Here is a 12,295-nt window from a genome sequence, read left to right as displayed (position 1 = left end):
CAATTCAGGCTACGGGCAGGGCTGGCCGTTGTCCTCGTCCGTTCGAATGACGCAACTAGAACCATGCTTGCGTGCCAACGGCGCAAGGATCAGACCGCGGGCTGGACTGTTTGGATCGAGACGCCGTGCGCTATGGGATCAGCCGCGCGAATGCGCATTCATCGCGAACGGGTGATCGGACTATCAAGATTGCTCGTTGGGGTGGGTTGAGGTCGATCCGAGAACGTATATTCATAGGCTCGGCGGCGGCCGTCCTGCTCGAATACCCGGATCCAGCGGACCTCGGAAGCACGAAGCGTGATTTCCCGGTTTGTCGCGAGCTTGGCTGCTCGAAACGGAGTTGGTGCGACTACCTTGTGGGTCACCACGACTTGGCCGGCGAAAATCTCCTCGACTTCGTAGCTTGGCACGTCATCCATCCCCTGCGCGATGGCACCAAACCACGATCAAGGCAGAATGTTCCCGCAATGCCTCGGACGGCAGCCGTTTTTAGCCCAAAAAGCGGCGTGCGCGCTCAACTCGACGGCGAGCGGAGAAGCCGACCGGCAGGAGCGCTCAGTTCCTGCCGGAAGCACAACCGCGTGCGTCAAACCACGAAAAAGGAGCTCGCGCCAATTGAGAGATGCGGAGCAACGGTCGCAAACTGCGTCTGAGCATGGCCGCCGATACCGTCACTGTCGAAAGAGAGCGCGCCGGTCGAACTGTTATAGATGACGTGGTCGCTTCCATCATGCGCACCTTTGCCGATGTGGAAGTTCGCGGCCGAAAGGGCGCCCTGCTGGAGTCCGGTGAATACGCTGTGATCAAGTTGGATCTTGTCCTGGGAAACCTTGAAGTCGGTTATCTTGTCGATATTTCCAGAGCCAAGCGCGGTGTTGAACACGAAGACGTCCTTGCCGCCAAAGCCCGTCAGCGTATCGGAACCACCCCCGCCATTGATCTTGTTGGCGCCGGCATTTCCTTGGATCGTCTGGGCAAACTCGTTGCCGGTCAGGTTGATTTGCCCCGTTCCCGAAGCCTGCGTGGTCGCAAGTTTCTCGACGGATGAGCCCGCCGAGAGAGCATAGCTCACCGAGGCGAACACCGCGTCCTTGCCGTTGCCTGGCTGCTCCACCACCTTGTCATGCACATTGTCGACAAAATAGGTGTCGTTGCCGCCATAGCCTTTCATTGTATCGGCGCCGCCTCGACCATCGATCTTGTTGGCGCCGTAATTGCCATTGATCGCCTGACCGAACTCGTTGCCCGTCAAGTTGATCGTATGTGTGCCGCCCGTCTTGTCGGTCGAGAGTTGCTCGACATGCGAACCAGCAGACAATGCGTAGCTGACCGAGGCGACCACCTTGTCGAAGCCGCCGCCTGATGCCTCCATCACCTTATCATGTGCATTGTTGACATAGTAAACGTCGTCCCCGCTGGTCGAATGAAATACGTCCGCGCCAGGGCCGCCATGGAAGATGTGATGGGTCGACTGCGTGGGATCGGGGACAGTCGGCGTGGTGGGCGTAGGCGTTGTCGGCTCGGAACTCGGAGGCGGTGTCGAAGGACTAGGGCTGGCGAGGTTGTGCTGGCGAAAAACGGCCTGCAACTCAGGGGAGTTCTCCAGGGCGGTGTCGCCATTCTGAGAACCCCAGGCATACGCATAGTCGAAGGCTGGGGACGGAACCAGCTTTGCCCAGTGATCGATCATCGTTTGCATTTGGGTCGACGTTGGCATGACGTGCTTGCCGCCGGTGTCCGTCTGCCAACCGCCGCCGCCAAATGTCTGATATACAGGAACGATCTTGTCAGCCGGAATGCCTGATTTCACGGCCGCTGCCACGGCTCTGTCGATCATGTTGTAGTCGACGCTGCTTATCCCCGTGCGAACCGGGTATGGGTCCAGTCCATAGTAGTCGATCCCGGTGTTGGCGGGATTATAGGTGTTGGAAAAGTCCGGGTTGGTGGACGACCCCATATTCATCATGGTGATGAAGGTCTTGGCGCCCGGGAAGTGGGAATGGATCCAGTCGGATTCAGCCTTCAGATTTGCCGCACTCGCGTAGGTGCCCCATCTGCCGGTAGGATCCGGCTCGTCCATCAGGAAAAATCCAAACACTTTTGGATTGTTGAGGAAGGGCGTGACTTTTTCGATGAACGACGAGGTCACCCCGTCATGAGCGCTTAGATAGACAAGCCCCTTCATTCCGCTGGGCAGCTCATTGACCTGCGAAAGATACTGAACGTCCGCCAGGTTAAATCCGGCGCCCGCAACTTCGGCAGCCGAACCGCCTGATGCATAATGGAGAGTCGCCATGCGTTTTCCTTCTTGTTTGGCAACACCCCGCCCTGGATGGGGGTTAGACCGAAAGCTCCATTAGATGAAAATCACATACCAACATCTTTGAACGAAGTTTTTGATCGCTGTGGGGATGGCCACATCAACGGGTCGGTGCAATTTACTGTAAAGTCAGTGGCTTGCAGCGAAATCTGCGGGTTTTCCACTGACGACCGCATGCACAGTTCTCCACTGTTTTCACAGGCACCCCTCTCCCCACCCCGACTCCCGGCCACGATTTCGCTTCATTTTGCATAAAGTTCGCCATATGTTAGCTAGCCATCATGTCCGGGGGGCGCATGTGATATGGTGGAATCAGAAAAGGTTACCCATCGGATGAACAAAGAAAGACACGCGACAACGTCGTGTCATAGCAATAAGCTATGAATAAAGAGCCACAAAGCGCCTCTCCGCTACGCTCCGCAATACTAGACTGCCTGCCTGGAATAGCTGGCATCGGACTCTTTTCCGCAATGATAAACATCCTTGCGTTGACCGGATCCGTTTACATGCTGCAGGTCTATGATCGCGTCCTGCCGTCGCAAAGCGTCCCGACCTTGGTCGGGTTCACCATCGGAATGCTGGGCCTCTATGCGGCCTACGGTCTGCTCGATTTCGTGCGGCTTCGTCTACTGGTCCGAATCGCCAGTCGATTCTACTGCAGTTTGCAGCAGAGAACATTCGCAATTTCGTTGCTTCTCCCGCTCAGGGCCGGTCGAGAAGCGGACCGGGTGCTTCCGTTGCGGGACCTCGATCAATTGCGCGGATTCCTTTCGGGAACGGGGCCGACGGTTCTTTTCGACGCGCCGTGGATCCCGTTTTATCTGCTCATTATCTACATGTTGCATCCGTCGCTCGGCGTGCTTGCGACCTTCGGCTCCGTCGCCGTCGTCGTGCTGACCATCGTGGCTGAGATCATCAGCCGCCGCCCTGCGGCGCTGGCGTCCGAAGCGATCCTGACACAGCGCGCGCTTGCTGATTCCGGCCGTCGGAATGCCGAGGTGGTCCACGCGATGGGCCTCTCCGAACGGCTGGCGGGGCGCTGGGGCGAAGTCACTCACGCCTATCTCTCCTATCAGGAGCGGCTCTCCGACATCGTGGGTGGAATCAGCTCGCTGTCGAAGGCGCTTAGGATGGTGCTGCAATCTTCGGTGCTAGGGCTCGGCGCGTATCTCGTCATCGGAGGCGAAGCATCCCCTGGCGTGATCATCGCGTCGTCGATATTGCTGGGTCGCGCGCTAGCCCCGGTCGATGCGGCGATTGCGAACTGGCGGGGTTTCCTATCCACCCGGCAGAGCTACTTCCAGTTGAAAGCGGCGCTCCGTGCGTTCGAGAGTCCAATGGAATCCATGAAGTTGCCGCCGCCAGAAGCCCGCCTGGCGGTCGATAGTTTGGCGGTAGCGCCTCCGGGTACACCCAGGCCGACGCTCATCGATGTAAGCTTCCAGCTTTCGAGCGGCGCGGGAATGGCGGTTATCGGCCCAAGCGGCTCGGGAAAGACAACATTGGTTCGCGCGCTGGTGGGAGTTTGGAGTCCTCTGCACGGCACGGTACGGCTGGACGGGGCCTCTCTCGACCAGTGGGACGCGCAACGGCTCGGCGCCCACATTGGCTATCTGCCGCAGGATGTTGAACTGTTCGACGGGACGGTGGCGGACAATATTTCGAGATTTGGCGGCAAGAGCGACCCCCAGGGCGTGCTCGCCGCGGCGAAAGCCGCGGGCGTCCACTCGATGATCATGCATCTGCCGGCAGGCTTCCAGACGCGCATCGGCGAGGGAGGAAGAGCGCTGTCGGCAGGGCAAAGGCAGCTTATCGGCCTTGCCCGGGCGCTCTACGGCAACCCGTTCCTGGTCGTGCTGGACGAGCCAAACTCAAATCTCGACGTTGAAGGTGACGCCGCCCTGGCCGGAGCCATCATGGCTGTCCGCCAGCGTGGGGGTATTGTGATCGTTGTTGCACACAGGCCATCTGCCCTCACCAACATCGATCAAGTCATGGTCCTGGCGGATGGCAGGCTGCGCACCTTCGGCTCGCGCGAGGAAGTGCTTGCCGGCATGCGGCGGCCGCCCTCGCCTGCCGCGCAACGTCCATCTTCGATCGCGCCCATCCACTCGGGAGTGACCGGACATGCGTGACATCTTGCCCCGCGTGCTTGCGTTCATGCCGACACTTGCCCGGTTCGGAACTCGATACCAGCCCGCCGAAACCGACTTGCCAAAGGTGCCAGGCAGCATCCCTGCGCCAGGGACCCTTTGGCCAAGCATGACGCTGGGGCTCGTTGTGACTGGCCTGCTGGTGGTCGGCGGCGGAGCATGGCTTGGCTTGACCAAGATAGCTGGTGCCGTGATCGCGCCCGCCACGGTGGTGGTCGAAAGCAACATCAAGAAGGTCCAGCACCAGACCGGCGGCACGATCGGCGGCATCTTTGCGCAAGACGGCGACCATGTTCGGGCCGGTGACATATTGGTCCGGCTGGACGGCACGCTGCCACGGGCCAATCTGCAGATCATCAGCGAAGATCTTGATCGCACCACGGTGCGGCTTGCGCGGCTGGAGGCCGAACGCGGCGGTTTGCGTGAAATGCAGCTTCCAGCCGGCCTTGAGGCCGGGATGCCAAAGCCGGAGCTGGCCGCCCTTGTCAGCGGCGAGCGCGCTCTGTTCGAAACCCGTGCCTCGGCATTGGCCGGGCAGAAGGCGCTCTTGTCGAGCCAAACAAAGCAACTCGAGCGTCAGATCGATGGCCTGAAGGCGCAGCAGGTTGCAGCCGATGAATCAGCGGCGCTGCTGAGCACTGACCTTACGGATGTCGATGCCCTCTATTCGAAGAAACTGGTGTCCAAAGAGAGGATCAGCAACGTCAGGCTGGATGCGACACGTGCCAAGGGCGAGTCGGGACGACTGGCAGCCGCGGTAGCAGAGGCACAGGCCAAGATCAGCGAGATCGAGTTGCAAATCCTGCAGCTCGACGAGCAACGGCGAAGCGATGTGACCGGTGAACTGCGCGAGACTGAAGCCAAGCGCACCGAACTCAACGAACGCAAGATCGTGGCGCAAGACGAACTGACCAAAACCGAGATCCGCGCTCCGCAATCCGGCACAGTTCAGCAGTCGTCCGTTCACACTGTCGGCGGCGTGGTCGCCCCGGGCGAACTGCTGATGACGATCGTTCCCGAGGCCGACAACCTTGTCGTGGACGCGTTGATCCCTCCTTCCCGCATAGACGACGTCAACCCGGGACAGAGCGTTTCGATCCGGTTTCCAGCTTTCGATGCCGGGACTACCCCTGTTTGCAACGGCTCCGTCAAGTACATCTCGGCGGACCTGATCAAAGATCCGCAACGCCAGCTTTCGTACTTTTCGGCCCGTATTAAGGTCGACAGTCAGTCGGAGTGCTTGAAGGAAGCCAGGCAACTCAGACCGGGCATGCCAGCGGAAGTTCACATCCGCACGGATGAACGCAATGTCTGGTCGTATATGCTGAAACCTCTCACGGACCAGATTTCCAGGGCTTTCCGCTAAGCAGGCCTGGAATTCGCATGCCGGGTCCAGCCCGAGAGCCATGGGCTGGACATATCATGCGTCCGCAGGATGCCGGTTTCGCGGCGCAACCTATAATGCCTTCTGATGAAGGTACTGGTCACCGGCGCTGCCGGCTTCATAGGCTATCATGTCGCCAGGCGGCTCCTGGAGCGCGGTGACGAGGTTGTCGGCATCGACAGCATCAACGATTACTACGACCCGCAAATCAAGCAGGCGCGGCTGCGGCTCCTGGACGAGGCGAGCCGCAAGACCAATGCCGGCTATCATTTCATCCACGGCGATCTCGCCGACAGGGGCGTGGTCGACGGCTGCTTTGCCGACCATGGCTTCGACCGGGTGATCCATCTCGCCGCCCAGGCCGGCGTGCGCTACAGCCTGGAAAATCCGCGCGCCTATGTCGAGAGCAACATTATCGCCTACACCAACATGCTCGAGGCCTGCCGCGGCAGCCGTGTCGGGCACCTGACCTATGCCAGCACCTCGAGCGTCTACGGCGCCAACACCGACATGCCGTTTTCCGAGCATCGGCCGGCCGACCATCCGCTGCAGTTCTACGCCGCCACCAAGCGTGCCAACGAACTGATGGCGCACAGCTACAGCCACCTGTTCGGCCTGCCGACCACGGGGCTGCGCTTCTTCACCGTGTACGGTCCCTGGGGCCGCCCTGACATGGCGCTGTTCCTGTTCACCAGGAGCATCCTGGCCGGTGAGCCGATCAAGCTGTTCAACAACGGCAACCACACGCGCGACTTCACCTATGTCGAGGACATCGCCGAGGGCGTGATCCGTGCCAGCGACAGCCCCGCCGCGGCCAACCCGGCCTGGGATTCCGGCCGTCCGGATCCGGCGACCAGCAGCGCGCCCTGGCGAATCTTCAACATCGGCAACAACAATCCGGTGAAGCTGACCGCCTATGTCGAGGCGCTGGAAAACGCGCTCGGCCGCAAGGCGGTGATCGAGCTGCTGCCGCTGCAGGCCGGCGACGTGCCCGACACCTTCGCCGACACTTCGGCGCTGCAGGCGGCGGTCGGCTATCGCCCCCGCACCTCCGTCACCGAGGGGGTGGGGCGGTTCGTCGAGTGGTACCAGGATTTCTACAGCTGACGGGTCGGGTTCGCGAGGCCCGGGCCGCAGCCGACTGTTTAAGAGCGGGGCGTGGTTTTGCGGGTCGAGCCATCACTTACTGATGCGCCGGAACACCGCGAAAGTTGCGGTGCGCGAGAGCAAGGGGCGCAGCATCGAAGGCGATGCAATCAGGAAAGGACCCGCTATTGGAAAAACCTTCTCCAATAGTTTCGACCGGTTATGGGGAGAGTGCTAGTGGTACCGTTGGCTGGGATCGAACCAGCGACCTCCGGATCCACAATCCGGCGCTCTAACCATCTGAGCTACAACGGCACGTCTTAACGTTAGTAGCAGGATCGGGGTGGAAGGTTCACTCTCCGCGATCCGCTCTTTCGTTCGGCGATGCGTCCTTACGGGCTTATGAATTCTAATTCAAGGCTTTTGCAAAGCAAAGGCCACTTCCCTACAGCGGCGCCCCTTTCGCCGGGCAAAGAAAAAGGCCGGCGGGAGGAGGTGCCGGCCTTTTCCTGTTACGAGCCAGCGGGAGGAGGTGCTGGCTGGTCACCCCGAAGAGCAGAGGGAGGAGGTTCCACTCGCCGGGTATTCGCTCGGTCGCCACTGTCTCACATCTATTTGTCCGACAAAATGCGACCTTTTGTTGCATCCGCGGACGATGCGTACTTGTTAGGCGGCCTTGATTTCCTTGATCGCCTTCTCGAAGGCGGTCTTGATCGGCTTCGAGACGTCCTCGGCCGCCTTGGAGGCAACGGCCTGGAAGTCCTTGGCTTGCTCGACGGTCAGTTCGACGCGCTTACGCAGGAACGCGGTCTGCAACTCGATGACTTCCGACAGCGACTTCGCGCCGATCAGGGCTTCGAGATGCGAGAAGCCGGCCTCGGCGTTGGCGCGCAGCGCGGTGATGGTCTTGAGCGACAGGTCGCTGGAAACAGCCTTGGCGGTTTCGTAGGTCGACTCCAGGGCCTTCTGGGTTTCCTCGGCACCGGTCTTGAGCTTGGCGTAGGCCTCCTTCGACTGCTCAACGCCCTTTTCGGCGAAAGCGCGCATCTGGTCGGTGGCCTTGGAAGCGTCGAAGCTCGGGAATTCAACGTTTTCGATCGTCTCGGCGGTCTTGGTCCTGGACATTTTCCATCCTTTTCAGCGGCAGCGGCTTTGACAGAAAGCCGTCTCGTTCATGTATGATGGCAATATAAAGGCAAATCTTGTGCATTGCAATATCTTTGTTGCAGTGCACAAAAAAATGTTTTCGGCCGTTAACCAAACGGCCAAAATTCAGCCTTTGCACGTTCTGGCTTGTGGACCTTCGTGGCTGCGGCTTTTATTAACAAAGCGTTAACTGCAAATTCGCCGCTCCGTGAGGGTTCGCCAAGCGCATGCCGTCCGAATATTCCTTCCTCGACGTCGCCGTGCTTGACGCGGTCCGCCAGCGGTTTGCCGCCGGCGACGCAATCGCGATCCTGTCGGTGGACCTCGAGCAGGTGATCTGGGCCAACGGGCCGGGCGCCGCCATGTTCGGCTATCCCGACATCGAAGCGATCATTGGGGTCTCGGCGCGGCTGCCGCTGGCCGCACGCCGCCAGATCATGGCGACCAGTGGTTTTCCCCAGATCGGCGTCGATCGATCGATTACCGTGCGCCTGGCGACCGGCATGACCAGTCGCGCCGTCGGCTTTCTTGCCAGTGCCGTGACGCTACCCGACGGCGAGAATGCCATCATGCTGGCGGTGCCGGCCGCGCAGACCGGCTCGCGCAGTGCCGCCGAGATCGCCGGCCGGGCAATCAGCGGCTTTACCGAAGACGGCCATTTCATCGCCTTCATCGATGCCAAGGGCAATGTCGAGGCCGCCTCGGAGGGATTTTCGGCGCTCGGCATCCAGCCCGCGACACTGGCGGCCCTGGTGGCAGACGTCGCGGCCGAGGGCGAGCGCATCGTCAAGCGCCTCGTTCCGGGCGGCAGGACCTCCTACCCCGCCGGTCTCGCCCGGCTGACGCCGGAGCGGCATCTGCTGGTGGTGATAGACGAGGACCAACTCGAGGACAGCGCGGCTCCGGCAGACGGTTCGCCCGCGACCACGGAAAGCCCTGCCGAGGAGGTTGGCGTTCGGATGGTGGGAACCGCCGCGACAGAGGCGAGCGAGCAGTTGCCCGTCGCTGCCGCGACCGAGCACGAACACGTCCCTTCCGAACCCATGGCTGGCGAGATGCCGGAGCCGACAGCGCGGGAAATCGAGGAGCCGGCCGGGCCGACACCCGCTGCCGCCGACAATGATCAGCCGGCGGCCGGCACGCCGGGGCAGCACGATCATTGGTATTTCAATGCCGGAGAAGACGACGCGCCAGCCGCGCCGGAACCGAAACGCGTGGCAGAGGCGGTCGGCACCGAAGCTGCGGCGCACAGCGTAAAGCAAGACGAGGCCACCTCGCCCGTAGCCCCGACCGCGACCATGGCCACCCGGACGATAGACCGCTCGGCCGCACCGCTGCGTTTTGTCTGGCGGACCGACGCCGAGGGTAAGTTCAGCGCCCTGTCGCCGGAATTCGCCGATATCGTCGGCCATCCGGCCGCCGACGTGATCGGCCGGCGCTTCCGAGATGTGGCGGCGGCCTTCGGCCTTGATGCATCCGGCGAGATCTCCGGCCTGCTGGAGCGGCGCGACACCTGGTCCGGCCGCTCGGTGCTGTGGCCGGTCGTCGGTACCGACCTGAAGATCCCTGTCGACCTGGCGGCATTGCCTGTCTATGGGCGCGGCCGCGCCTTCGAAGGCTTTCGCGGCTTCGGCGTCGCGCGAAGCGGGGATGCGGTCGTCGATCCGGAAGCGATCGGCATGGCCCTGGTGCCCAATGGCGAGATGCCGGCGGCACCCAAGCCGAAAACCGTGGAGACAATGCCGGAAGACCCAAAGGCCGAAGAACCAAAAGCATCGGATCCGTTCAAGGGCGAAGTGCCGGCGCTGACCATCGTCCCGAAACCGGAGCGGCGCTTTGCCGACAAGGTCATCCGGTTGGCCGAACACCGGCAGCCGGCCAACGACAAGGGACTGTCCTCGCTGGAACGCAGCGCATTCCGCGAGATCGGCGAGCGGCTGAAAAAAGACAGTTCCACGGCAGAGCCGCCGGCGGCAGCCGAGCCGGCAAGGCAGGCGGAACAAGGTGCCGGAATAGGGTCCTTGCCCGGGCCGCACGACGCGGCCAAGCCGGAGGCCGATGCGAAGCCGCAGGCGGATATCGCCGACCCGAATGCCGGACCAGCAGGCTTGAGCCAAGAACCGGCGAGCGGCCCGGCGCATGAGATGGCAGCGCCCGATGCGGAAGACGAGCCGGATGCGGGCGAATTTTCCCCAAGCGATGCCGAGGATCAGAGGGATCTGGCGCGGCTCGACGGTGCGCAACCGGACCAGGCCGAACAACAGGCGCCGGCCTCCGGATCCCCGCCGCCGGGGGCCTCGGGCTCCCTGCTCGACTATGCCGCCCACGATAGCGACAAAGAGGCGGCGACGGCCGAGGATGGCGAGGCTGCGGCCCAGGCAGAACCTGCCCAAGCACCGGCCGATGACGACAGCATGACGTCAGACGATTTTCGCGACGCCGAGGATGACGAGGATTGGGCCGGCGACGCAGCAACTGCATCCGGCGATCAAGCGATTGCGGCCACCGGCGGAACCGGCGGCACGCATCACGCGGCCGAGACGCTCATCCAGCCGCCACGGCTGCAGGTACCGCCGCTCAAGACCGAAGGGTTCATGCCGTCGGCTTTTTCCGTCGGCACAGAAAACAAGACGCCCGATACATCGCTGCTCGGCAAGCTGCCGGTGCCGCTGATCATCCATTCAGGCGACCAGTTGCACTATGCCAACGAGGAATTCCTCGACCTGACCAGGTACGCGACGCTGGAGGACCTCGAGGATGCGGGCGGCCTCGGCGCTTTGTTTGCCGATCCCTATGCCGATGACGGCGCCTCCGACGGCAGCGACCGGGCGCTGCGGCTGAAGACGCGCGACGGGCAGGAATTCCCGATCGACGCCATCCTGCGCTCCGTGCCCTGGCGCGACGGCAAGGCCCTGATGCTGGTCGTTCGCCGTTCCGGCGAGGATGATGCCCCCGCGGCAGCGCATGCGATCGGCGAGGAGCCGACGCAGCCCGACATTTCCGAGCTCAAGGCACGCATCGCCGAGATGCGCACCATCATCGACACAGCTACCGACGGGGTCGTGCTGATCGGCAGCGACGGCACCATCCGTTCGATCAGCCGCCCGGCCGAGGCGCTGTTCGGTTTCGACAGCGACGAGGTGACCGGCAAGCCCTTCGCCTCGCTGTTTGCCATCGAGAGCCAGCGCGCGGCGCGCGACTATCTCACTGGCCTGTCGGAGCCTGGTGTGGCGAGCGTCTTGAATGACGGCCGCGAGGTGATCGGCCGCGAAGCACAGGGACGCTTCATCCCGCTGTTCATGACCATCGGCCGGTTGCCCAATGACAGCGGCTTCTGTGCCGTGGTGCGCGACATCACGCAGTGGAAGCGAGCCGAAGAGGATCTCACCCAGGCGCGCGCGGTGGCCGAACGCGCCTCCTCGCAGAAGACAGATTTCCTCGCCCGCATCAGCCATGAGATCCGCACGCCGCTCAACGCCATCATCGGCTTTTCCGAACTGATGGTCGACGAGAAGTTCGGGCCGGTGGCCAATGACCGCTACCGCGATTATCTGCGCGACATCAACCGCTCGGGCAACCACGTGCTCGATCTGGTCAACGACCTCCTGGATATCTCGAAGATCGAGGCCGGCCAGCAGGAAATGGCTTATGAGGCGGTGTCGCTCAACGATACACTGGCCGAAACCGTGGCGATGATGCAGCCCCAGGCCAACCGCGAACGCGTCATCATCCGCTCCAGCTTCGCCTCGCGGCTGCCGGAAGTGGTGGCGGACCTGCGCAGCGTGCGCCAGATCGCGCTCAACATCCTGTCCAACGCCGTGCGCTATACCCAGGCCGGCGGCCAGGTGATCGTCTCGACCGCCTACGAGACCTCGGGCGACGTCGTCATGCGGGTCCGCGACACCGGCATCGGCATGAGCCAGGCCGAGATCGAGCAGGCGCTGAAGCCGTTCAAGCAGATCAATGCGCTGAAGCGTGGGCGCGGCGACGGCACCGGCCTTGGCCTGCCGCTGACCAAGGCGATGGTGGAAGCCAACCGCGCCCGCTTCACCATCAATTCGACGCCCGGCGAAGGCACGCTGGTGGAGGTTGCGTTTCCCTCGACCCGGGTGCTCGCGGAATAGCAAGCCAAGAAAAAAGGCGCCCGGTAAGGACGCCTTAGGAAATTGGATTGCTGTCACAACGGGGGCTTGAGCTGAATTCAGA

The 12,295-nt window shown here is 62.3% G+C and carries 7 protein-coding genes and 1 tRNA gene; 4 read left to right on the top strand and 4 right to left on the bottom strand.

Annotated features, from left to right (window positions below):
- Positions 1-158: 158 nt before the first annotated feature.
- Both FJ954_RS06415 and FJ954_RS06410 read right to left on the bottom strand, forming a co-directional pair.
- A complete protein-coding gene (locus tag FJ954_RS06415; RefSeq protein ID WP_140660803.1) occupies positions 159-410 on the bottom strand; it encodes a hypothetical protein in 252 nt (83 codons plus the stop codon).
- Between the two features lie 176 nt (positions 411-586).
- Entirely contained in the window at positions 587-2,296 is a 1,710-nt protein-coding gene (locus tag FJ954_RS06410) for a calcium-binding protein (protein WP_140660802.1), read from the bottom strand.
- Positions 2,297-2,700: 404 nt separating this feature from the next.
- Between FJ954_RS06410 and FJ954_RS06405 the strand changes: the two genes are divergently transcribed.
- The 3 genes from FJ954_RS06405 (at position 2,701) to FJ954_RS06395 (ending at position 6,964) form a co-directional block, all read left to right on the top strand.
- Positions 2,701-4,455, top strand: a complete 1,755-nt coding sequence (locus FJ954_RS06405; RefSeq protein ID WP_140660801.1) for a type I secretion system permease/ATPase — start codon at positions 2,701-2,703, stop codon at positions 4,453-4,455.
- Positions 4,448-5,839, top strand: a complete 1,392-nt coding sequence (locus tag FJ954_RS06400) for an HlyD family type I secretion periplasmic adaptor subunit (RefSeq protein ID WP_140660800.1) — start codon at positions 4,448-4,450, stop codon at positions 5,837-5,839. The genes FJ954_RS06405 and FJ954_RS06400 overlap by 8 nt, the downstream gene beginning before the upstream one ends.
- Before the next feature lie 105 nt (positions 5,840-5,944).
- Positions 5,945-6,964 carry an NAD-dependent epimerase gene (locus tag FJ954_RS06395; protein WP_140660799.1) on the top strand — a complete coding sequence of 340 codons (1,020 nt, stop codon included), beginning with the start codon at positions 5,945-5,947 and terminating at the stop codon, positions 6,962-6,964.
- 217 nt (positions 6,965-7,181) lie between these two features.
- Here FJ954_RS06395 and FJ954_RS06390 read toward each other — a convergent pair.
- Positions 7,182-7,258, bottom strand: a tRNA-His gene (locus tag FJ954_RS06390).
- A gap of 351 nt (positions 7,259-7,609) precedes the next feature.
- A complete protein-coding gene (locus tag FJ954_RS06385; protein ID WP_015316319.1) occupies positions 7,610-8,068 on the bottom strand; it encodes a phasin in 459 nt (152 codons plus the stop codon).
- A 248-nt stretch (positions 8,069-8,316) separates the two neighbouring features.
- Here FJ954_RS06385 and FJ954_RS06380 point away from each other — a divergent pair, with 248 nt between their 5' ends.
- Positions 8,317-12,213: a PAS domain S-box protein gene (locus tag FJ954_RS06380; protein WP_140660798.1), complete on the top strand. Its 3,897-nt coding sequence runs from the start codon at positions 8,317-8,319 to the stop codon at positions 12,211-12,213.
- Positions 12,214-12,295 lie beyond the last annotated feature (82 nt).

Source organism: Mesorhizobium sp. B2-3-15 (assembly GCF_006442875.1).
In the GTDB taxonomy this organism is placed as follows: domain Bacteria; phylum Pseudomonadota; class Alphaproteobacteria; order Rhizobiales; family Rhizobiaceae; genus Mesorhizobium; species Mesorhizobium australicum.
This window is presented reverse-complemented; position numbering and strand designations above follow the sequence as displayed.

Bases quoted from the DNA above. Each gene is read 5' to 3' on its own strand.
- FJ954_RS06410 (WP_140660802.1), bottom strand. From the start codon at position 2,296: ATGGCGACTCTCCATTATGCATCAGGCGGTTCGGCTGCCGAAGTTGCG.
- FJ954_RS06405 (WP_140660801.1), top strand. From the start codon at position 2,701: ATGAATAAAGAGCCACAAAGCGCCTCTCCGCTACGCTCCGCAATACTA.
- FJ954_RS06400 (WP_140660800.1), top strand. From the start codon at position 4,448: ATGCGTGACATCTTGCCCCGCGTGCTTGCGTTCATGCCGACACTTGCC.
- FJ954_RS06395 (WP_140660799.1), top strand. From the start codon at position 5,945: ATGAAGGTACTGGTCACCGGCGCTGCCGGCTTCATAGGCTATCATGTC.
- FJ954_RS06385 (WP_015316319.1), bottom strand. From the start codon at position 8,068: ATGTCCAGGACCAAGACCGCCGAGACGATCGAAAACGTTGAATTCCCG.
- FJ954_RS06380 (WP_140660798.1), top strand. From the start codon at position 8,317: ATGCCGTCCGAATATTCCTTCCTCGACGTCGCCGTGCTTGACGCGGTC.